Here is a 23035-nt window from a genome sequence, read left to right as displayed (position 1 = left end):
CCAGCAAGTCCTTATTGAGCTACGCGGCTATCTGTTCTGTTTTGCGTTGAGTGAAAACAGGATTACCCTACACTTTTTGATGCTCTCCCAATACGCAGGTCCGTGGTCGGCCGCGCCATCCCGAGCAACGCGCAGCGCTGGGTAATCACCTGACTGGTGCCTCTGGCTGGTGCCGGGCACGATGCAAGGTTGCAACCTAGCGAGGGTGCCGTTGGAGGGATGCCCGGCTGGCTGGACGGGCCTGGCACACCGGACCGGATTGGGTTCCGCTCACACCACCGCGCCCCCGCCGGCCAAACCTAGTCGTCGTCGTCGTCGCGCCTGCGCTCCAGCTGCAGAAAGGCGCCGCGCCGGGGCGCCGGCATCACGGCGCTTTCGCCCTTCACCGACTTCCAGATGACCTCGTTCAGGTCCAGGTCGGGAGCGGCATCTTCGGTGGCAAAGTCAAACTGCTCGGATCGTTCGGCGCTCCGGTTCCAGGCCACGTTGCGCTCGTCGAGGTTTACCTGGGCAGGCTTGGCTTGGTAGGGCGTGAGGTTGGGCGCGGCCTGAAAGCACTCGTAGAGCGGGCGGGCCGCGGCGTCGTACTGGCTCATGGGCGGCAGGCCGAGAATGAGCTCCATGGTGCGCAGCATGCCCGAGGTGGAATACATAGCGTGGTTAACCGCGCCCCGGCGGGTAAAGGGGCTGATGACGAAGGCTGGCGAGCGGTGGGCATCCACGTGGTCGGGGCCATTCTGGGCGTCGTCTTCGAGTACAAAAATGGCCGTCTCGGCCCAGATGGGGCTTTTGGAAAGGTATTCCACCAGCTGGCCCAGGGCCAGGTCATTGTCAGCCACGGCGGCGGTGGGCGTCACCTTGCCGCGGCGCTGCCCGCTGGTGTGGTCGTTGCTCAGGCGGATGGTGTTGAAGCGCGGCACGGCGCCCCGGGCCAGCAGCGAGTCGAAGTCCTGCCGCCAGATGCGCACGCGCTCCACGTCAGTAATGTCCATGTTGAAACCCGGCGAGCGGGGGCTGACGTGGCCTTCCAGCGACTTGAGGGTAGTTTTGCCACGGTCGGCGAACTCGCCGTAGCTGCGGTAGCTCACGCCGGCCCGCTGGCAGTAGTCCCAGATGTAGCCGTCGCGGGGGTAGGCAATTTTGCGGCTGCCCTCGTAGTCGTAGGTGCCGCCGCGGCCGCCATAGCTGGTGGGCCAGGTTTTCTCGGTGTAGTCGGTGGCGTAGGCGGCCGTGCTCCAGTTGTGGCCGTCGGCACTCACCTCGGCGTCGACGTAGAAGTTGTCGAGCAGCCCAAACTCCCGGGCCAGGGCGTGGTGGTTGGGCGTTACTTTCTCCGGAAACAGGCACAGGGACGGGTCGCCGTTGCCCTCCTTCACGTCGCCGAATACCTGGTCGTAGGTGCGGTTTTCCTTCACCACGTAGAAAACGTACTTGATGGGCGACTTGTCGGCGGCGGAGCGGGGCACGGGGTTGCCGGCCTCGCCCGGGGCCCGGGCTTCCACCTGCGGCGTGAAGGGGCTGTTGGCGTACACCTGCGCCGAGTAGGTCTTGAGCTGGACGTCGGTGGGCGCGTCGATGAACGACAAGGTGCCCTTGAACAAGCCGCCGATGTACTGCGACTCGGTTTTCTCCATCGCGCCCATTGCTACGCCGGTGTCGGCGGCTTTCTTCAGCGGCTGCGGCCCCTTGGGGTTAGCCAGCGAGGAGAAGCCCTTGCCGTTGGCCACCAGAATCTGCTTGCCCAGGGCGCGCACGCTGCTGGGGTACCAGCCGGTGGGGATGAAGCCGCGCCCGGCGCTCTTGCCCGGCGTGGCCACGTCGAACACGGCCAGGCAGTTATTGTCGGCGTTGGCGATGTACAGGGTTTTTTCGTCCGGCGACAAGGCCAGGGAGTTAGGCGTGGCGCCCGTGAGCTTGGTGGGGTAGAGGGTGGTGGAAATGACCTCCTGCACCTGCCGGGTCCGGGCGTCAATCACCGACACCGAGTTGCTGTTGGCGTTGGCCACAAACAGGCGCTGCCCGTTGCGGGTCTGAATCACCTCGTTGGGGTGGCTTTCGGTGGCGATTTCGCCGGTCACCCGGCCGGTGGCCACGTCGTACACGGCGAGCTTGTCGCCGCCCCAGAGCGTGATGTAGAGCGTCTTCTTGTCCGGGGCCAGCAGGCAGCCGTAGGCCTCGTGGCCCAGGGCCACCTTGCTGAGCGTGGCGTTGGTCTTGAGGTCAACCACGTACAGGGAATTGTCCTCCTTGGTCACCACGTACAGGCGCTGCCGGGCCTCATCCAGCTCCAGGCCCGTGGGGCTGATTTTGTCCTTGGGCCAGGCCGCGCCCAGCCGCAGCGTGTCGGTCCCGGTAAACTTGCCCTTGGCAATGCGGTAGGCCAGCACCACGTTGTCGTTGCCCCCGGAGGCGTACAGCCGGCTCGCGTCGGCGCTAAATTTCAGCCCGTACCAGGACTTGCGGATGATGGCCTCGTCGAGCACGCGGCTGGCCCGCGGGTCAATCAGCTGGATGGTTTGCTGGCTCTGCCCGTTGTTGGTGACGGCCAGCAGCCGGCCCGAGCGGCTGAGCTGCATGTTCAGCGGCAGGTCGCCGAGCGGCACGGCGGCCCGCGTACCAGCCGGGCTCAATGACCACCCGTTGGGCAGCAGAATGCGGCTCGTAGGGGTTTGGGTGGGGGTGGGGACTGCCGGGTTGGTAGGCTGCTGGGCGGCCGCCGGCTGAGCCACGGCCAGCACCATGACCCCAAGAATGATTTTGAAGACGTTTTTCATAACCTGCTGAAAATGGGGGCTTACCGGAATCCAAGCTAAAGGCAGGGTTCATGACTACCTGCCTGCGCCACGCGCTTGTGCACAACAGCAATCGTGGTCAACACCGAGCCAGGGTGGGCAAAGCTGACCGTTTTTCTGCCCGATTCCGGGGCTAAAGTTACCGCCCGGTGGTAGTCAAAGCTGGCCCGAAGTCAAGTTGCCGGGTTAAGAAATTGTTAGGTGCGACAGCGTCGTTAAGGGCAAACGAAGGCGCAATCGCGCTGCGCAGCCCGGAAACGCCCTGTCGCTAGGCGGCGGGCTCCCCGACCAGGGCCGGGGCCGGCCGGGGCTGGTCGGGGAGCCAGGCGTCGAGCAGGCGCTGGCACAGCGGCAGCAGGGGCGCAAACAGCAGGACCCCGGCCACGTTGAACAGCACGTGGGCGTGGGCAATCTGGCGGGCCACGTCGGCCTGCCCAGCCAGCCGCAGCACCAGGGCCGTGAACGGGCCGATAACCAGCAAGCCCAGGCTGATGGTGACCAGGTTAAATCCCAAGTGAAACAAGCCCGTTTTGCGCGCCGCCGGTCCCCGGCCGACGGTGGCCAGCAGCGTATCGGAGCAGGTGCCCAGCTCCGCGCCCAGCATCACGGCAATGCCGGCCGGGAGCGTAAGCAGGCCTTTGCCGGCCAGCTTGATGACCATGCCCAGCGTGGCCGACGACGACTGCACAATCAGGGTGAGCAGCGCGCCGGCGCCAGCGCCCCGCACGGGACTTTCCAGTTTGAGCAGCCAGGCCTGCACGCCCTTGTATTGTTTGAGCGGCGCGGCGGCTTCGCCAATCAAAAACAAGCTAAAAAACAGCAGCCCAAAGCAGAACAAGGCCCGCCCGATGGTGCGGCCCTGGCGCTTTTTGCTTAGCGTCAGCAGGAGCAAGCCCGGCAGCATGGCCACCACCGCGTACTGCCCCAGGTCGAAGGCAAACAGCTGGCTGGAGATGGTGGTACCGATGTTAGCGCCCAGCACCACGCCCAGCGAGTTGCGAAAGGGCAGCGCCCCGGCACTCACCAGCGCAATGGTCAGAATGATGACCACCGAGGAGGAGTCGAGCAAAGTGGTGACCACGGTGCCGGTGAGGATAGCGGCCGGAATGGTGCGCGTGAAGCGGTCCAGGATGCCCTTCACCCGGTCGCCGGCTACGTGGCGCAGCGCCAGGGCCAGGCGGCTCACGGCGTAGAGAAACAGCACCAGGCCGCTGGTGGCCAGCAGCGAAATTGACAAAACCGAGGAATTCATACGGGCGGGCCCGCCGGCTTATTCGGTGGCGGGCTTACAAACGCAACCGAGGCAGTAAGAGCGACTTTGCCTACGTAAAGAAATTGTTACCTGCGGCGAAACGCTTGCCATTACCTGCTTGGCGCTCAGGTTATCTCGAACTCCATGCTTTCGATTTTCTATGGTGCTTGCAATCCCATGGGAGCGTCGGGAGCGTCATGCTGAGCGGACCCGGCGCATTCCCGCCGCGCCGCACGCCTTCAGCTCGTCCACAGAATCCAGCAGAAAGCCGTTTTTCCTGCGAACAGAACGTCGTGCTCATCCTGCTTCCTGTCAGTCCCTGGATGAGCACGACGTTTCGCCGATGAGTGCAACGTCACGCTAACAGCCGGGCGCTTAAAACGCGTAACATGCGCCGAGCTGAATCTGATAAGGTGTGCCGTTTTTCCGGATGATCCCCACGTTTGTGTTTACGCCGTAGTGTAGTGCCGGATCCACTGGCTATGGCTGGTTGAGCGTGGCCCTGCGGGTAGGTCGGCCAAGGACAAATCAGGAAAACGAGAAATAATCAAATCGTAATCCGGGAGGGGTTGCCTCCACTAGCCAGCAGAGTATCTTGAACTGCTCAACTACTCGCTGCTGCTATGTACCCGTTGCCTGTTTTTCCAGTTGAAATAGCTTCGCCCGTAACAGTCCGTCGGTTGCTTAGCATTACGGTGGCGCTGCAAATGAGCGGGTTTCCTGCTCCCGATGCCGCGCGCTTGGTGCTACTGGCTCGCTACGTGACCGGGAAGAATACGCTCCAGGATATCTTGCCGGTGCTGGAGTCTCCTTTGAGGAGCTGAAACAGCCATACCTGGTTTCCGGGTCATGCACAAGTGCGCACAATAAAGCGTAGTCGGGCAGAAATCATGATCAGTTTCTTCTGCCAGAGAGGCCATTCTCTTACTTGTTTCCTCTTACTGGTTTCCTCCGAGGTACACCCGGAAGGTCGCCCCTTCGCCCACGCGGCTGTCCACCTCGATGCGCCCGCCCCGGGCCTGCACCAAGCGGTTGACCAGGTACAGGCCCACCCCAGTGCCCTCGGTGTGGTCGTGGAAGCGGCGGAAGAGCTGGAACAGTTCGGGGCCGTGGGCCGTGGCATCGAAGCCCAGGCCGTTGTCCTTCACCCAGAGCACCGGCTGGCCGGCGTCGAGCCAGAGCGAGACGTGCACGCGGGCCGGGCGGGCCGGGTCGGCGTACTTGAGCGCGTTGCTGAGCAGGTTGAGCACAATGGTGCGCAGGCCGGACTGGGAATAGGCCACCACCGGGAGGGCCGTAAAATCGGTGGTGACGCGGGCCCGGGCGGCCCGAACCTGCGGCTCAAGTGTGAGCAGCACGTCCGCCACCACCTCGGCCAGCGCCACGGGCTCGGCCACGGCGTGAGCCGCCTGCTGCACCTGACCCAGGGCCGAGAGGTCGTCGAGGGTGGTGCCAAGCTGCTGCAGGGCCTCCTGAATCAAGGGTACCAGCGTGGCTTCTTCGGCCGGGTCGGCGAAGGTGACGCCCCGGCGCAGCTCGTCGAAGAGGCCGGCCAGGTTGAGCACGGGCAGCTTCAGATCGTGGCTGGCGGCGTACACGAAGTTGTCCAGATCCTCGTTGGTGGCCCGCAGGTGCTGGTTGCGCTGGCTCAGCGCCGCGTTGGCCAGCTCCGTGTCCACGTGCGCCACCTGCAGCGTGGCGTAGGCCTCGGCCAGCTCCCGCCCCAGCGCTTCGAGGTGCTGCCGGGCCCGCACCTGCTCGCTCACGTCGGTGGCCACCAGCGTGATGCCGCTAATGCTGCCCTGCGCGTCGAGCAGGGGCTGGTACACGAAGTTGCAGTACACGGTGTCGCGGTGCCCGGCACGGACCAAGGTAACGGGCAATTCCTTCGCCACGAAGGGCACGCCCGTAGCCAGCACCCCGGCCAGTAACTCCTCGAAGCCCTGCCCCGCCGCGTCGGGCAGAGCCTCGAATAGGGGCTTGCCCACGACCTGTTCGGCCGTGCGCCCCCAAATGGCGCACACGGCCGGGTTGGCCATCTCGATGATGCAGCGCGGCCCCCGGAAGATGGCCACGGCCACCTGTTCGCGCACCCGCACCTGTTCCGTTACGTCGAAGGCGCACACGGCCACGCCCACCACCGTGCCGCTTTCGCGAAAGGCCTGGTAGGTGAAATCAAAAAACCGCTCCCGCGGCCCGTGCGGCCCTTCTTCGCGCATGGGCATCTCCTGGCCGTGGTACGGCTCGCCGGTCTGGTACACCCGGTCGAGTAGGGCGGTGAAGCCCTGGGCGGCGGCTTCGGGCAGGGCCTCGGCCATCGGGCGGCCCCGCAGCACCCGGTCGGGGTATTGGCGCTGGAAGCTGCGGTTGAAGTAGGTGAACCGGTGCTCCGGGCCGCGCAGCAGACATAAGGCGGCCGGGGTCTGATCGAATACGGCGGTCAGGGTAGCGCTGTGCTGCCGGCACTCGCGCAGGGCGGCGTCCAGTTGGCCGGTGCGCTCGGCCACGCGGGCTTCCAGTTGCTGGTTGAGCTGGCGCAGGGCTTTTTGGCTCCGGTGCAGGGCCTGGGTTTGCGTCTGCACGTAGGCGCTGGCGGCGGTTAGCTCGGCATTAGCTCGGACGAGGCGCTGGTTGCTTGCGGCGAGCTCCTCGTTGGTGGCATCCTGCTCGGTGATGGTAGCGTCCCGCTCTGCCAGGGTAACGGCCAGGGCTTGGGCGGTGGGGACTGGTGGCGTAGCGGGGTCTTTTGCGGCATTCGCGGGCGGCGTGGGCACGGCGGGAAGCGCAGGGTCGGGAAGCGCAGGGTCGGGAATCGTCACGGAATCAGGATATAAATACCAGCAGCACGGAAATCACTGGAAGGTACGGCTTCTGGCAGTGGAAACCCTGGCCGGCCGCTTGGCCTGCAACGGGCAGCCCCGCGCGCTCAGGCGCCGGCGTGCGGGAGCTTGTTTTTCTGGAACTGCAGGTCGCCGCTGAGGGCTTCCTGCTTGAGAATGGACTGGTGCACGACCCGGGCCTGGCGGCCGGTTTCGTCGGCTTTGCGCAAGAACAAGGCGGCCACCTCGGGCTGCTCGTTGTCGGCGAACTGCCCCGCGATATTCTGGAGTAGCATCTTGGTTTCCTCCAGGCCCCGCATAGACTGGTAGAGCAGGCTTTCCACCGACTCGGTGACTTCGCTCAGCAAAGCGCTGACGGTGTAGGCGTGGCCCGTGTGGCAGCGGTAGCGAATCAGCTTGCCCTCGATGAGCTGGGTGAGGGCGCCGTGACAGTCCGGGCAGGTGAAGGGGGTGAGCTGGCCTTTATCGATGATGCCCAACTCGAAGCCGCCGCCCTGCTTGGCAATGGTCAACTCGATTTTCAGTAACTCCAGCTGGTCGGCGGGCAGGCGAGGCTTGGCCGGCGAGGCCTCCGTGGTGAGGCGGGCCAGCAGCGCGCCCAGCCCGGCCAGGGGCACGAGGTGGTCGGCCTGCACGAACTCCAGCGCGTTGGTGGGCATCGAGGGCTGCTCGGCGTCGAGCGGGTCCTGCACGATGGTCAGCCCGCCCATGCGCTGCACGCTCCACAGCCCGGAGGTGCCGTCGTCGAGGTAGCCGGTGAGCACCACGCCAATCACGCGGGGGCCGTAGGTGTAGGCCGCCGAGCGGAACAGCGCGTCAATGGAAGGCCGGAAGCGGTTTTCCTTCGGGCCCCGCGCCACCAGTACCCGGTCGTCTTCGAGCAGCAGGTGATGGTCGGGTGGGGCCACGTAAATGACCCCGGCCTCCACTGTTTCGCCGTCCTGGGGGTGTTTGACCCGCAGCGCCGAGACGAAGCCAAGTAGCTGCGGCAGGATGCTGGGCGAATCCGGCGCGAGGTGCTGCACCACGAAAATTGGGGCCGGAAAATCCGCCGGCAGGGTTTTCACCAGGGCCAGCAGCGCCGAGACGCCCCCAGCGGAAGCCCCGATGACGACGATGTCCCGGTGGTGGCGACGGGTTTTGGTGCGGGTAGGGAAGGCCATTGGGGTTATTGCCGGGAAGTATCGGGCAATTACCCGGCATACGCGGCCCCAGCCCTTTCAACCGGATAACCGCAGTTCATCGGCCGCCCCGCGTTGCGCCAATAGCACGCCCAACCCCGTCCTCGTGTTCTATATATTAGCATTGGTAACCAGCGAAGTAGTTTGCCATTCGACAGTGAGCAACGCGCCCAGGTCGAAGTGTCGCGCATCGCTCAGCGTCTCGCCGGAGAAATTAAATTCTCCTTGCAGGTCGATCAACTCCTTCAAGAAGCTCACCGGCAGCACGCCCACGATGGTGCGGGAGCACGGCATTATGGCCGGGTAGCATAAGTTACCAACAAACGAGGGCCCCATGCCGCACGCATTGCAGCATAGGGCCCTTATTTGAAAGGGTAGCAGGCGCCTGCCCTAGCGCTGGGTGGCCAGCTCGGGCAGCAGGCGGTTGATGACGCTGTAGTTGAGGCCGGTCCAGAACTCCGAGCGCTCCAGGTCGATGAAGGTGGCTTCGTCGGCCTCGATGGCGCGGTAGCCGTCGGTGAGCAGGTAGTCTTCCACGTCGTTGACACTGGCGAAGGAGAGCACCGAAACGGCGTCAATCGGGCGGCCCTCGGGGTCGGGCTGCTGGGTCGAGCCGATGTTGTGCAGCTGGGCGTAGCGGCGCACGTACTGGTGGGTGGCCGGCTGGGCGATGACCAGCGCCGCGTGCTGCTCGAGCAGCCGCTGCTGAAACGCCTCGCGGCTCAGCTCGGGTCGGCGGTAGTGGATTTTGACCAGGCTCAGCGGGTCGCGGTGCTGGGGGCTGGGCAGCAGGATGTACTCGCGGGCAATTTCGCGGGTCACCAGGCGGAACACCGTTTGCTCGTCGGCAATGATGCGCTTGTCGTACTGCGGCTGCTTGAGCACGCGCTCGATATCGGCCTCGGCGGCGTAGGCGATATAGGCGAAGCCGTCGAAGCGGGGGCGCTGGTAGGCTGGTACCTGCGCCTCGGGGTCGCTCACCAGCTTTTTATCCGCCGTAATCATGGCCAGGTAAGGGGGGCGGAAAAACGAGGACGGGCCGCCAGCGAAGCGGTGCACCTGGTCGTAGCGCAGCACGGGCTCATTGTCGGTGCCGGGCTCCTGGTAGGCGAATTTGGGACCGTGGACTTTGCGCCAGTATTCGTCCCAGTGCTCGTAGGCCAGGTTGGGGTTGGGTTCGAGGGCAATTTCGGTGGGCTCGGCGTCGGGGTTCTCGAGGCCGTCGCCGCGGCGGGTGCGGGTGGAGCCCTCATCGAGCGGGCGCTCGGCACGGGGCGTGTTATCGGCCCGCGTGAGGAAGGTGGGCGTAACGATGAGCGGCGCGGTGGTGGTGTGGTAGCTGGTGCGCACGGGGGGGCGGTGTTGGTTGTCGGCGCGCGGGTTTTCGGCGGCCGCGCTGGGCAGTTCAGAAGACATAAGCGGGGGAGGAGAAGGAGCGCGCAGGCCACCATTTGGTCGGCCGCGCGCCCTGCGGTTGAAAAAACAGTCCCAAGGGACAAGCCGGTTTACGCACAACCGGGCGCAGAGGTCGGAAAACGTGCCTCCGGTGGCCTGCGGGCCGGTCTCGAATCCAGGGAGCAGTTTTTGCATACTCAACCCCAGCGAACGGGGGCAGGGGTACGCCGCTTTAAATGTGTAAGCATTGGTTTGAAATGTAATCCCAGCCGGGTGGCGATGTATTTGTTGGGCGCGAGGGCCACGGACTGGCCAATCGAAATGTCGGTCATGCGCAGCAGGGGAGCGGTTTGGAACCCTGTAATAGCAAAGCCTTCCTCCTGTGCGAGGCAGAGCCTCCACCAGGTAGCGTGCGCGGCGCAAATGGCCCCCTTATTCCATCGCCTATCAACTTTCCGGCCGGCCGTATCCGGCCCCCCGGCAGCTACCGGCCACTCACTCCCGCGGCTGGGGCGGCGCGGCCACTTCGCCGGCGGCTGCCGGCGGCCGGGGCTGGTGCCGGGCGATGTAAGCCAGCCGGCCATCGGTGAACACGGTGTGGAAATACACCACGGCAATGGCGAACACGACCGAAAAAACCCCCAGCAGCGCGTTGTAGTACACCGGGGCCAGCAATGAAAACCGGATGAAGACCGTCACCAGCACGAAGGCCGAGTAGCGGAAAATATCAGGGTAGTGCAGCGTGTAGCGGAAGGCTACGAGCAGCAGCAGCACGTCGGCGTAAATCAGCAACAGATAAAACCGGTCCACCGACTGCACCCAATGGCCGGTGCGCAAAGCCTGCATTACGTCGTGCCCGATGAGCAGCAGCAGCGCCGCCAGCACCAGCAGGGCCATGAGCTGCTTGAGCTGCACGAAGCCTGCCCTGTCGGCTTCCGGCGTGATGGCGCGGTGCCGCTGCACCCCGTAGTAGAGCGAGAGCAGCAGAAATACGAGCAGCGCCCCGCCGCCATCGGCTACCATCTTGTAAACCGACTCCAGCTGGCTTTGCAGGGGCCGCTCGAAGTTGTAGTGAGAAAATTCCTTGAACGAGGATCGTAGCAGCACCAGGCTCAGAATCTCAATCTGCTTGCCGATGGAGTTGGCGATGGAATCCGGGATGACGAACACCAGGCTCACCATTTCAAAAAACAGCAGCAGCGTGAAAGATACCTCCACTGCTTGCAAAAAATGGCAGCGCGCCAGCAAGCCCGGCAGCGCCAGCAGATGCCAGTAGTTCACCACCGCCAGCGCCATGCTCAGGCTAAAAGTCGTTACCAGGGCCACGCTCAGGTAGTGCGCCGTGCGGCGGCTTTCCCAAAACGTGCGCAAGGGCGGGTAGGTATAGTCAACAAAGGCGGTCAGGTACTGCACAAAGCGGGAGCCGGCTTAGTGCGGCTTAGCATAAGTACCGCTCTGGCTACCAGATGTTAACAGCGGCCGGCGCGGCCTACCACCGGAGTGCCCCGGGCAGGCGCCCTCTTGGGGCTTTCTGGATCCCAAATACCTGCCTCAGCACCTTTTCGCGCAGGTCGCGGCTGACGGGTACTCGGTGCGGGCCCAGTAGCAACCCGTTGCCGCTGAGGGCCGTGACTTGGGCCATCAGACGCTGAGCAACTGCCGACTCAGCAAATTCAAGACCGGCGAAATGAAAGCCTCTACTAATACAACAGGGCCACTTCTTGTTGTTAAATATGAGCAGCTAAGAGGGGATAGACTTTAGTACAAGTCATAGTATAAAATAGGGGTAGTAAAAGAATTTGGAGAGTAGACACGCCAAGTAATAAATAGTAAATAAATCATTAACATTTTATGCCATTTATTACTGTTTCTCAGCAAGTTATATATTCTGCTTGCCTGACGGAATACTAGCATTGAAGTAGTTACTGATTGCAAGTATGGCACAAAAATACAGGGACTGGCCGCCACCATCAGGCAAAGCAGGCCGGCCACCAGCGAAGAAGCTACTTGTTTCATAGCCCAAAGCTCACGCGAGTGCTCAAGGCCTGGAAATAACGGTTGGCTAATTCCGGTTTCAGGTAGCGAAATGCCGGAAAAACGGGACTGAGTTATGGGGCGGCAGCCCTGACAACCTCAGCAGCTACCTTGGGGACGGGCAGCCGGCATGAAGCCACAAGTGAAGCTGCGCGGATAAGGCTTAGCGAAATTTTTGTCCCCCTCCGCTGCAAGCAGGATGTGCTGGCGGCGTCTTCCGCGCCAGATTCACTGGCCTTTACGGGTCGCAGTCGGAAGAATGTCGTTCCAGGGGCCAATACCTTTACCATGGGGCTACGTACAACCTGCTTCGCAACCGTCAAAACCACATTTGAGTAGACGCAGTTGGCACCCGGCGCAGGCCCTGGCGGCCCCGGCGCGGCGCGCGGCGGAGCAGGCTTATTTTCCCACTTTCACTTCACTCCATGCAGTCTGATTTATTCCCGGACACCCAGCCGGAGGCGTCGCAGTCATCCGACGGCTCGCGCCGTACGTTCATGCAGCAAGCCGGGGGCATCCTGGGCTTCGCGCTGGCTTCGCCCATCGCCAGCCAGGCCGAAACCCTGGCCCAGAAGCTCGCCCCGGTCAACCCTGTGATGTCGGGTGCCAGCCCTATGCAGCTGCGCATCAATGGTCAGGTGAAGAACCTGACCCTGGAGCCCCGCACCACCCTGCTCGACGCCCTGCGCGAGTACCTGGACCTGACCGGCACCAAGAAGGGCTGCGACCATGGCCAGTGCGGCGCCTGCACCGTGCACGTGGATGGCCAGCGCATCAACGCCTGCCTGACCCTGGCCGTGATGAACCAGGGCAAGGAAATCACCACCATTGAAGGCTTGGCCAAGGGCGACGCGCTGCACCCCATGCAGGAGGCGTTCATTAAGCACGACGGCTTCCAGTGCGGCTACTGCACGCCCGGCCAGATTATGTCGGGCGTAGCCTGCGTGAAGGAAGGCCACGCCACCACCGACGGCCAGACCCGCGAGTGGATGAGCGGCAACATCTGCCGCTGCGGCGCCTACCCCAACATTGTGGCCGCCGTGCGCGAAGTAGCAGGTAGGGCTTAGGAACTTAGGTTTTAGGGCTTAGCATGCTCCATCAGTGGGGGGCTGCTTGGCCGTATTCCAAAATCAATCCTAAATCCTAAGCCCCTAATCCCTAAGACCTGACCCATGAACGACTTCAGCTACACCCAGGCCACTACGGCCAAAGAGGCCACCGGCCGCACCAAAGACCAGCCCCAGGCCGCCTACATTGCCGGCGGCACCACGCTACTGGACCTGATGAAGGCCAACCTGACCGAGCCCCCGCAGCTGGTCGACATCAACCAACTGCCCTTCAAAGGCATCGAGCAGACCAAGGACGGGCTGCGCATCGGGGCCATGGAGCGCATGAACGCCGTGGGCGAGCACCCGCTGGTGAAGGCCCAGTTTCCGGCCATTTCCGAGTCGCTTCTGCTGGCGGCCTCGCCGCAGCTGCGCAACATGGCCAGCATCGGGGGCAACATTCTGCAGCGCACCCGCTGCGGCTATTTCCGCGACGCGGCGTTTCCGTGCAACAAGCGCGTGCCCGGCTCGGGCTGCCCGGCCCTCACCGGCGACAACCACAACCTGGCCGTGCTGGGCACCTCGGAGAGCTGTATTGCCACCGCCTACCCCGGCGACCTGAGCGTGGCCCTGGCCGCCTTCGACGCCGTGCTGACCCTGGAAAACCAGAAGGGCAAGCAGCGGCAGGTGCCCGTGACAGAGTTCTACCTGCTGCCCGGCAGCACGCCGCAGAAGGAAACCGTGCTGGAGCCCGGCGAGCTGCTGGTGGCCGTCACCATTCCGGCCGCCGCCCACGCCCAACGCTCCACCTACCTGAAGGTGCGCGAGCGGAGCAGCTACGCCTACGCCCTGGCCTCGGCCGCCGTGGGTCTCGATGTGCAGGGCGGCACCATCCGCTCGGCCCGCGTGGCGCTGGGCGGGGTGGGCACCAAGCCCTGGCGCTCCCTGGAAGCCGAGAAGGCTTTGGTGGGCCAGCCGGCCACCGAGGCCACCTTCAAGGCGGCCGCCGCCGCCGCGCTGCAGGGCGCCAAGCCCCGCAGCGAAAACGCTTTCAAAGTGGAGCTGGCCCAGAACACGCTGGTGCGGGCGTTAGAAGCGGTTAGCGCCTAGCCGTTCGCCCTCACCCCGCAAGCCACCCCGACAATTCCTCACCACAAAGCCCGTAGCCAACGGCTATAAGCTAACAGCCCGAACCATGGATACCGAATCCGCCTTCTTTGAAACTCCCCCCCAAACGGTCGCTGTCGGCCAGCCGCTGAGCCGCGTGGATGGCCGGGCCAAGGTGACGGGCGCGGCCAAATACTCGGCCGAGTACAACCACCTGCCGGGGATGGTGCACGCCGTCATCAAAACCAGTGACGTGGCCAAGGGCCGCGTGACCGGTTTCGACCTCAGCGCGGCCCAGCTCGAGCCGGGCGTACTGGCCATCCTAACCCACCAGAACCTGCCCAAGCCCGCCCTGACGGCGGAAACCAAGGAAGGCAAGGAGGCCATCGGCTATGCGGTGCAGATGACCTTCATGCCCCTGCAGTCCGACCAGATATTCTACGCCGGCCAGCCGGTGGCCATCGTGGTAGCCGATACGCTGGAGCATGCCCAGCAGGCTGCCGCCAAGCTGCGCGTGAGCGTAACCGCGGAAGCCCCCGTGGCCTCGTACCAGGATACGAAAGCGCCGCGCTACAACCCCGGTGGCAAGCCCAATGCCGACGCCGAGGGCACCAAGCGCCGCGGCAAGGCCGCCGAGGCTTTCGCCGCCGCGCCGGCCCAGGTGACGGCCACCTACACCCACGCCACCAACCACCACAGCCCGATGGAGCCCAGCGCCACCATCGCCCACTGGGAAGCCGCCGACCGCCTCACCGTCTACGACGCGACGCAAGGCGTCTCGTGGCAGCAGCGCGCGTTGAGCGCTATTCTGGGTTTGCCCCAGGACCAGGTGCGCGTCATCACCAAGTACCTCGGCGGCGGCTTTGGCTGCAAAGGCCCCATCTGGCCCCACAGCGTGCTCACGGCCCTCACGGCCAAGGCCGTGGGCCGGCCGGTGAAGCTGGTGCTGACGCGCCCGCAGATGTTTACCAGCGTCGGCCACCGCGAAGACCAGGAGCAGACCCTGCGCCTGGGCGCCACCAAGCAAGGCAAGCTGCTGGCCCTGCTGCACGAGAAGACCTCGACCACCTCGCCCTGGGACGACTACGCCGAAACCAACAGCAAATTCATGGGCATGCTCTACCAGTGCCCCAATTTCGAAGCCACTACCAAGCTGGTGAAAGGCAACGTGATGACGCCCACCTGGATGCGCGCGCCCGGCGAAGCGCCCGGCTCGTTTGCCCTGGAAAGCTCGCTCGACGATCTGGCCTACCAGCTCGGCCTCGACCCCGTGCAGATTCGGCTGGTCAACCACGCCGACAAGGACCCCGCCACCGGCCAGCCCTGGAGCAGCAAAAGCCTGAAGCAGTGCTACGCCCGCGGCGCTGAGCTGTTTGGCTGGAGCAAGCGCAACCCCAAAAACGGCCTGACCCGCGACGGCAAATACCTCGTGGGCTGGGGCATGGCCACGGCCACCTACCCGGTGAACGACTCGCAGGGCAACGCCCGCGTGCGCCTCTACGCCGACGGCCACGCCGTGGTGCAGGTGGCGGCCACCGACCTGGGCACCGGCACCTACACCGTCATCACGCAGGTGGCGGCCGACTGCCTGGGTATCGCGCCCGACAAGGTGCGCTTCGAGCTGGGCGACTCGGCGCTGCCGACCACCAACATTTCGGGCGGCTCAATGGGGGCCGGCACCTTCGCCTCGTCGGTGTACACGGCCGCGCAGGACTTGTGGGAGAAGCTCACCAAAATGGCCGTGAAGGATGCCAAGTCGCCGCTGTTCCGCGCCAAACCCGCCGACGTGGAAGTGGTGAAAGGCCGCCTGCAGCTGAAAGCCAACCCGGCCAAAGGCGAGGAATTCGCGGCCCTGATGAAGCGCGCCAGCCTGACCGACCTCGAAGGCTTCGGCCAGGGCAAGTACGGCGCGGGCTACGAGGCGGCCCAGGCCGGCGCGGCCAAAGCAGACGACGCCGGTAAGGAAAGCGGCCACGCCATGTACTCGTTCGGGGCGCACTTCTGCGAGGTGCAGGTCGACCCCGAGCTGGGCACCGTGCGCATCACCAAATGGGTGAGCGTGGTGGCCGGCGGCCGCATCCTGAACCCCAAAACCGCCCGCTCGCAGGTGCTGGGCGGGGCCACGATGGGCATCGGGGCGGCCCTGATGGAAAAGACCGTGCGCGACCCCAACCTGGCCCGCTACACCAACGCCACCCTGGCCGACTACCACGTGCCCGTGAATGCCGACATTCCGGACATGACCGTAGAGTTTATCGATGAGAAAGACCCGTACATCAACGCCATGGGCGTGAAGGGCATCGGCGAAATTGCCATCGTGGGCACCGCCGCGGCCGTGGGTAACGCCATTTTCCACGCCACCGGCCGCCGCCTGCGCTCCCTGCCCATGACGCCTGACAAGGTGCTGGAGGCCATGCGCCAGCCGGTGTAAGCAGGTTAGTTCCGGCTGATGGTCAGACTACGTTGGCAGAGTCGTCTGCATCAGTGATTTGCCATAAGCCCTAAAACGTCCACGCCTGCTGTTGCTGTTGTTACTGATTCTGGTTGGGGCCGGCGCGTGTAGGAGCGACACGCCCCAACCAGAATCAGCCACCCTGCCCACTATGAGCACGAAAATTCGCCTGCGCATCGGCGCCGACACGTTCACGGCCACGCTGCTGGACAACCCGACGAGCACCGCCTTTGTGGCCCGGCTGCCCCTCACCCTGGCCATGAGCGAGCTGAACAGCAACGAGAAATATCACGATCTGCAGGCCAGCCTGCCCACCAACGCCGCCAGCCCCGGCTCCATTCAGGCGGGGGATTTGCTGCTCTACGGCGCTAATACGCTGGTTTTGTTTTACCAGCCGCTGTCCACTTCTTACCGCTACACCCGGATGGGCCGCGTCGATAACCCGGCCGGGCTAACCGCGGCGCTGGGCCGGGACAGCGCCACGGTCACGTTCGAGGTGCAGTAATCAGCGCGCCGGCAAACACCTGTTTGACAGGCAAAAAGCCTCCTGCAATAATGCAGGAGGCTTTTTGTTTTCACACTTGGCTGAACTGGTTGAAACCTGCGGGGCCCGTCTGCTCTACCTGCCACCCTATTCGCTGGACTTTAACCCCATCGACATCGTCTTTAGCAAGCTCAAAACCCGCCTGTACACCGCCTAGCCCCGCACCCGCGATGCCTTGGAGGAGTTCACCAGGCGGCCATTGAGTGGCTACACTAAAGGGGCGAAACGGGGCGCAGGCGCAGTAGAAGGCCACCGAGCCCAAACACGACGGCCACGCTCAGCAGCAGCTTGCTCAAACCGTGCTGCGCGGTGGCCAGCTCGGGTACGCTCGTGAAGCTGTGCTGCGGCTCGCGGGCGTAGTCGGCGTGGGTGAACTCGACTTTGCGGAACAGGAACGGGTAGTAAAACGCCCGCAACGAGTCGTGGTAGCGGGTGGCGCTGCGCTGGAAGGCCAGATGCGCGGGCAAATCGGAGCCGGCCAAGGCGTTGAAGCTGCTTTGGGCGTTGATGGCGGGTGACAGCAGGTTGAGCTGTTCCACCAGGTTGTAGCGGGCCTGCAGGCCGTGGGCGTAAGAGGCGGCCTGCGGGGCCACGGCCTGGTCGCCGAGGTGCTGGAAAGCGTAGTACCAGCGCCACACAAACCGCTCCCGGATGGTGGCCGTGTCGCGCCACTGCGGGTAGAGCGCGAAGAAGCGGTTCATGGTTTCAGCCTTGGGCTTGTCCCAGCCGGCGTGGATTTCCTCGCGCTGCCGGATGGTCAGCTCTAGGCCCTGGGGCACAGGACGGGCCGCCGCCACGGCCAGGTTCAGCAAACTGGGCACCAGCACCACCAGCACCAGCCACACGCCCAGCAACACCACGGCATTCACGGCCGAGGGCCGCTGCCAGGCCGTGACCACCAGCACCACCCCGAACCAGAACAGGCAGTACAGCGCCGTGAGGGCCAGCCAGCTCGCCACGCGCCCATCCAGCGGCACCCCGGCCCACAGCATCCCGGCCACGGACAACAGCCCCGCCAGCCCCAGCACCAGCGCCAGCCGGAACGCCAGCTTGGCCGCTACCACCGTCGCCGGACGCACCGGCTGGGCCAGCAGCAGCGTCAGGATGCCTTCTTCCCGCTCGGCCGACAGCAGATTGAAGCCCAGCGCAATGATGAGCAGCGGCAGCAAATACACCAGCACGAAGGCCAGGTCGAAGTTGCCGCTGAGCAGCTTCATGGGGTTGGCATTGTCGGTGGCGTAGAGCTGGTTGTGCAGGCCCAGCAGGCGCAGCTTCACGTAGCTGGGGTTCACGTCGCGCAGGCCGAGGGAGAGGGCGGCCCAGGCATCAGGATGATGCACGGCGAAGGTGCTGTGGTAGTAGCCGATGTCGCCGGCGTCGGCGGGGCCGGGGAATTTCACTTGCAGCTCGGCCACGTTGCGGCGCGTCAGCTCGGGCAGAGCCGCCAGCTGCGCGCGTTGCCGGGTCACTTCGGTGGTGCCATAGTAGATACCGTAGAGGCCCGTGGCCAGTAGCAGCCCGCACAGCAACACGAGGCCCCGGGCGGCGCGGAAGTGCCGCCACTCGTAGAAAAACAGGATTCGGAACAGGTGCATCAGCTTACTCAACAGAGGTTTTAGAAATCAGGCGCAGCCCCAGCCAGCTCAGGCCCGCAGCCCAGAGTAACAGGGCCGCCACCGGCAGCAGCAAGTGTGGCCATGCCCAGCCCAGGGTTGGGGCTTGGTAAGCGAAAACCGGCAACTCGCGCCAGGTAGCGGCGTCGAGGCGGCGCTCTTTGTCGCCGTGGCCCATGCCGGCCTGCAGGCCGTTGAGGCGCTGCACCAGCGCGTAGCGGTAGGCTTCGGCGGCCTGCTGGAAGTGCACATAATGACCGAAATCGGAGCCGGCCACACCCATGGAGAGCGGCCGGATGGCCTGGTAGGGATTCAGCAGCCCGGCCCAGTCGGAAAGGCGGTTCTGGCGCTCGTAGGTGGCGTTCAGGGCCGCGAAATGCTGCTGGTAAACCTTAGCGGAATACTCCTCGCCGGCCGCCATCTGCACCCCGGCCAGACTCACGGGCAGCTGGTCTTCGGAATCGACGCCGTACTTTTTCAGCAAGTCGGCTTTCAGGGCTTCGGCGCGCTTATCGTGCGGGTCGTGGCCGTCGATGCCGTGCTGGGCTTCTTCATGCACATCGGCGTCCAGCTGGGCCTTGGTGATGGTGGGGTAGATGGAGGCACCCAGGTTGGCAGTGGCTTTGGGCAGGATGATGCCGCCCAGAATCCAGAGGCCGAGCAGCATGACCAGGGCCGTGCGGGAGCTGCTCTGCCGGGCCGAAACCACCACTGAGCCCACCACTATCAGGAAGAAATACACCGCGTAACCGAGGCCAAACAGGGCCAGCCGCGCTACCAGGTCGGTATTCGAGGCAAACTCCTCGCCCGTAAACAGCAGGGCCGCCGCCAGCGCCAGGGCCGGCGTGACCACCAGCGCCACGGCCTGGCCGTAGCCCGTAATCTTGCCCCAGGCCACCTGGCGCAGGCTCACACCCTGACTGAGCAGCAGCTTGAGCGTGCCGGTTTCGCGCTCCTGCGTGAAGGCCCCGAAGCACAGGAAAATAATGAGCAGCGGCACCAGCAGCTGCAGCACAAAGGCCACGGTCATCTCCCCGAACCGGATGAGGGAACCCGACTGCTGAGCCTGGCTGAAGTTGACGCTGTTCTGCTGGTGGGCCTCCAGGTACACGGCGCTGCCAGTAAACGAGTCCACGCCGCCATCCAGCAAGCTCAGCCCTGACTTGGGCCGGAAGGCAAACGAGCCGTAGTGCGCCACCCGGTGCGGGTGCCGGGACGGCTGGTTGCGGAACTGCTCGTTCACGGTGCCTTGGGCCGTTTGCCGCTCCCGCTGCAACGTGCGGAAACTGGCCCGGCCCACCAGCGTGGCGGCCAGCAGCAGTACGAGCACCAAGGCGCTCAACACCGCAAAGCGCCGGTCGCGCAGGGTGCTGATGAATTCTTTTTGGGCAATGCTTCTGATCATCGGTTAGTGCATGTAGGTGAGGTAGAGCTGCTCCAGCTCCTGGGCGTTGAGGGCGGCGGTGGGGCGCACGTCCACCAGCTCGCCCTCGCGCATGATGCCCACGCGAGTGCCCACTTCCTTGGCCCGGAAGATGTCGTGGGTGGCCATGAGCACGGCCGTGCCCTCGCCGCTGAGCCGCCGCAGCAGCTCCGAAAACTCGTTGCTGGCCTTGGGGTCGAGGCCGGAGGTGGGCTCGTCAAGCAGCAGCACTTTGGCGTGTTTAGCCACGGCAATGGCAATACCCACTTTCTGGCGCATCCCCTTGGAATAGGCTCCCAGCCGTCGCCGCGCCGCCTCGGCCGGCAACCCGGCATCGATGAGGTACTGCAGCAGCTCACTTTCCGGGTACTTGTAGCCGGCCAGACTGCTGAACAACGCCAGGTTTTCCAGCCCCGTCAGGTGCGGATACAGCATCACGTTTTCCGGAATGTAGGCCAGGTGCCGCTTGATTTCGACCGGATTGGCGGCCACTTCCAGCCCGTTCACGAAGGCCGCCCCCGAGGTGGGCTGAATGAAGCCCAGAAACAGGTTGATGGTGGTGGATTTGCCCGCGCCGTTCTGGCCCAGCAAACAGAAGATTTCGCCCGGCGCAATCTGCAGGTTCAGCTCGCGCAGGGCCAGCTTATCGGCGTACTGCTTGCGTAGCGCCCGGGCTTCGAGGAGATAAGTCATGTGGTTGAAAAGGAGGATTATCGTTTGAGATGAACGGTCATGCTGAGCTTGCCGAAGCATCTCTACCGCTTCGTTGCAAGGGTATTGAGCATTGCGGTAGAGATGCTTCGACTCCGCTCCGCTGCGCTCAGCATGACGTTCTGGTGATTGTGGCCGGCTCGGTACGGCCGCTGTTCTGCCGGCCTAGAACGTGTAGCCCAGCGTGGCCATGAAGTTGCGGGGCGCGCCGGGGCTGGCGCGGAAGAAGTCGTAGCCGCCCACGAAGTAGTAGGTATCGAGCAGGTTGCTCACGTTCACATGGAAGTTGAACTTGCCGGTGGTGTAGAACAGGGCCGCATCCAGCGTGGTGTAGCCGGGCCAGTAGCCCCAGTACAGCTCACCGGTGGTGGTGTTCTGCACCTGGTTTTCGGTGCGACGGCGGCCCACGGCGTTGCCGCCCACGGCCACACCCAGCCCGCGCAGCGCGGGCGTCACGAAGGTGTATTTGGTCCAGAGGCCGGCCGAGTGGCGGGGGGCGTTGGCCAGGGGCTGGCCTTCCTCCACCGCCAGAGCCGCATCCAGCACTTCGGAGTGGTTTAAGGCGTAAGTGGCGTTCAGGTTGAGGTTGGGGAGCAGGTTACCGGTCAGCTCCAGCTCGGCCCCGCGCGAGCGGACCAAATCATTCTGGCGGTACACGGTCGTGCCATCGGGCATCAGGGCGTTGGTGGGCACCAGCTGGTTGCGCTTCACAATCTGGTAAGCTGCCACCGTGGCCAGCAGGCCGTTGTTGAAGAACTCCCCCTTAAGGCCGGTTTCCAGCTGGTAGCTGGTTTCAGTATCGAAGGGCGTGCTACGGCCGTAGCGCTCCGGAAACCGCAGAAACTCCGGCTTGAGCGGCCGGAAACCGGCGCTGTAGCTGGCAAAGTAGTTCAGGTTGCCCAGCAGGGCATACGTGAGGCCGGCGCGGGGCAGCAGGCGGCGCTGCGGAATGGTTTCCTCGCCATTGCCGTAGTCCCGCTCATCATGGAACAGCTCGTAGCGCGCGCCCAGCAGCACGTCCAGGCGCGGCGTCACCGCAATCTGGTCCTGCACGTAGAGGCCGGTGGTGTGGTAGATGGAGTTGAGGTAATCGACGAAAAACTGCGGCAGCGGCCGGCGCACGTACTTCGTGGGATCCTGGATTTCGTAGAGCGGCTTTTTCAGATCGAAGGTCAGCGGCGTTTCTACCCCGTTTACCAGCTTGCGCCGGGCCTCGAACATGGTGCTCTGCGGGTCGGTGGTGAAGCGGATGTAGTCCACGCCCGTTACCACTTTGTGCTTCACCGGACCGGTAGCCGCGTTCAGCACGAAGTAGGCAGCCAAGTTCTTGGTGTATTCCTCGGCCCGCCGGTCGAAGTAGCGCAGGTTCATCACCGTGTTGGCCGGCGCGTCGGCGTAGGAGTTCAGGGTGCGGTGCTCACTCAGATCCTCGTGGTAGGTGAAATCGAGGTAGGAAGCGTTGAACGACAGTCGGTCGGTGAAGCGGTGGTTGAGCGAAGCGTTGAGGTAGTAGGTGCTGGTGCGAAAATAGTCGCTGGGCTGGCTGAGCGTGAACGAGCGGGGCAGCGCGTACAGGTCGCCACCCCGGATGGTGATGCCCCGGTCGAGGTAGCCGTCGATGTGGGTGTACACCAGCTCGGCGTTGAGCGTGGTCTTGTCAGTGGGCAGAAACGTGACGGTGGGCGCCACCATCAGCGAGCGGGTATCGTTCACACTGCGAAACGTGTTCGACTTCTCAAAGCCCGCATTGAAGCGGTAGAGCACGTTTTTCTGCTCGTTCACCGGGCCCGTCAGGTCGGCCGTGGCCCGCATGGTGTTGAAGCTGCCGGTGGAGAAAGTGACAGCCTGCCGGGCTACATCAAGCGGCTTTTTGGTCACCATGTTCACCGTGCCGCCGGGGTTGATGTCGCCGTAGAGCGCCGCGCCAGGCCCTTTCAGAATTTCCACCCGCTCCAGGTTCACCGTCAGCGGAGCCTGGGTGAACGAGTTGCCGTAGCTGAAGCCCGAGCGCAGCCCGTTCAGCAGCCGGAAGCCGCTCTCGTAGCCGTTGCGGAAGCCCCGAATCGTGAGGTCGTCGTAGTGCGAGTACTGCGTGACGCCCGCCACGTTCTTCACCACGTCGGTCAGACGCAGGGCCTGGCGGTCGGCCATCAGCTCCTTGGTCACGGTGGAAATCGACTGTGGCACATCAATGGGCCGGGTGGCCGTTTTGGTGCCCACGAAGCTGTAGTCGCTCTTGTAGGTGGTTTCCTGGCGGCCCAGCACTTCCACTTCCTGCAGGGCCGTGGCGGTGGGCTGCAAGGTAAAATCCACCGTCAGATTCGGTGTTTCCGCACTCAGCACCACCGAGCGGCGCTGCTCCTGATAGCTCAGGCTGCGGGTAATGAGCGTGTATTCGCCCAGAGGTAAGGTCAGGGAAAAATGGCCGTCGGCCCCGCTCAAAGCCGAGAACCGACCCGTGGTTTCCACCACCGAAACGCCTTCTACGCCGTGGATACCCGACCCAGTAACGTGGCCGTCGATATGGCCCGACGGCAATTGGCCCACGGCCCAAAAGGGCCAGCACAATAAGAAAAACAGGAAAAACCGGGGCATACGCTACCAAAGAGAATGAGCACGCCCAGCCCGGCGCACTTATGTGCCGC

General features: G+C 64.2%; 15 protein-coding genes and 1 pseudogene. 5 read left to right on the top strand and 11 right to left on the bottom strand.

The features are described from left to right. Positions 1-299 precede the first annotated feature (299 nt). From O3303_RS19530 to O3303_RS19500, 7 genes are all read right to left on the bottom strand, one after another. On the bottom strand, positions 300-2774 hold the full coding sequence (locus tag O3303_RS19530; protein WP_269562116.1) for a bifunctional YncE family protein/alkaline phosphatase family protein: 2475 nt from the start codon (positions 2772-2774) through the stop codon (positions 300-302). A 286-nt stretch (positions 2775-3060) separates the two neighbouring features. Then, positions 3061-4044, bottom strand: a complete 984-nt coding sequence (locus O3303_RS19525; RefSeq protein ID WP_269562115.1) for a Na/Pi cotransporter family protein — start codon at positions 4042-4044, stop codon at positions 3061-3063. Positions 4045-4982: 938 nt separating this feature from the next. Beyond that, positions 4983-6863: a PAS domain-containing sensor histidine kinase gene (locus O3303_RS19520; RefSeq protein WP_269562114.1), complete on the bottom strand. Its 1881-nt coding sequence runs from the start codon at positions 6861-6863 to the stop codon at positions 4983-4985. A gap of 107 nt (positions 6864-6970) precedes the next feature. Continuing rightward, positions 6971-8047 carry a chemotaxis protein CheB gene (locus O3303_RS19515; protein ID WP_269562113.1) on the bottom strand — a complete coding sequence of 359 codons (1077 nt, stop codon included), beginning with the start codon at positions 8045-8047 and terminating at the stop codon, positions 6971-6973. A gap of 129 nt (positions 8048-8176) precedes the next feature. Further along, positions 8177-8359, bottom strand: a complete 183-nt coding sequence (locus tag O3303_RS19510; protein ID WP_269562112.1) for a hypothetical protein — start codon at positions 8357-8359, stop codon at positions 8177-8179. Between the two features lie 96 nt (positions 8360-8455). After that, complete coding sequence (locus tag O3303_RS19505; RefSeq protein WP_269562111.1) at positions 8456-9481, bottom strand: EthD domain-containing protein; 1026 nt, start codon at positions 9479-9481, stop codon at positions 8456-8458. A 474-nt stretch (positions 9482-9955) separates the two neighbouring features. Further along, the gene (locus O3303_RS19500) at positions 9956-10873 is read right to left on the bottom strand and encodes a hypothetical protein (protein ID WP_269562110.1); all 918 of its coding nucleotides are present in this window, start codon (positions 10871-10873) and stop codon (positions 9956-9958) included. 1046 nt (positions 10874-11919) lie between these two features. Here O3303_RS19500 and O3303_RS19495 point away from each other — a divergent pair. From O3303_RS19495 to O3303_RS19475, 5 genes and pseudogenes are all read left to right on the top strand, one after another. Next, positions 11920-12561 (top strand): (2Fe-2S)-binding protein, encoded by a 642-nt coding sequence (locus O3303_RS19495; protein ID WP_269562109.1) that lies wholly within the window; start codon positions 11920-11922, stop codon positions 12559-12561. 105 nt (positions 12562-12666) lie between these two features. Further along, the gene (locus O3303_RS19490) at positions 12667-13650 is read left to right on the top strand and encodes an FAD binding domain-containing protein (RefSeq protein WP_269562108.1); all 984 of its coding nucleotides are present in this window, start codon (positions 12667-12669) and stop codon (positions 13648-13650) included. A gap of 85 nt (positions 13651-13735) precedes the next feature. Next, positions 13736-16078 carry a xanthine dehydrogenase family protein molybdopterin-binding subunit gene (locus O3303_RS19485; RefSeq protein ID WP_269562107.1) on the top strand — a complete coding sequence of 781 codons (2343 nt, stop codon included), beginning with the start codon at positions 13736-13738 and terminating at the stop codon, positions 16076-16078. Between the two features lie 172 nt (positions 16079-16250). Continuing rightward, a complete protein-coding gene (locus O3303_RS19480; RefSeq protein WP_269562106.1) occupies positions 16251-16604 on the top strand; it encodes a cyclophilin-like fold protein in 354 nt (117 codons plus the stop codon). A gap of 82 nt (positions 16605-16686) precedes the next feature. After that, positions 16687-16797, top strand: a pseudogene (locus O3303_RS19475) (transposase); the annotation flags it as partial. A 58-nt stretch (positions 16798-16855) separates the two neighbouring features. Here the strand turns inward: O3303_RS19475 and O3303_RS19470 are convergent. The 4 genes from O3303_RS19470 to O3303_RS19455 form a co-directional block, all read right to left on the bottom strand. Continuing rightward, complete coding sequence (locus tag O3303_RS19470; protein WP_269562105.1) at positions 16856-18238, bottom strand: ABC transporter permease; 1383 nt, start codon at positions 18236-18238, stop codon at positions 16856-16858. 4 nt (positions 18239-18242) lie between these two features. Then, positions 18243-19661, bottom strand: coding sequence for an ABC transporter permease (locus O3303_RS19465; RefSeq protein ID WP_269562104.1), 1419 nt, complete (start codon positions 19659-19661; stop codon positions 18243-18245). A 3-nt stretch (positions 19662-19664) separates the two neighbouring features. Further along, positions 19665-20372, bottom strand: coding sequence for an ABC transporter ATP-binding protein (locus O3303_RS19460; protein WP_269562103.1), 708 nt, complete (start codon positions 20370-20372; stop codon positions 19665-19667). 183 nt (positions 20373-20555) lie between these two features. Further along, on the bottom strand, positions 20556-22985 hold the full coding sequence (locus O3303_RS19455; RefSeq protein ID WP_269562102.1) for a TonB-dependent receptor: 2430 nt from the start codon (positions 22983-22985) through the stop codon (positions 20556-20558). Between the last annotated feature and the right edge of the window lie 50 nt (positions 22986-23035).

The organism is Hymenobacter canadensis, assembly GCF_027359925.1.
GTDB lineage: Bacteria > Bacteroidota > Bacteroidia > Cytophagales > Hymenobacteraceae > Hymenobacter > Hymenobacter canadensis.
Note: the sequence above shows the minus strand (reverse complement) of the source record. Positions and strands in the feature narration are given on the sequence as shown.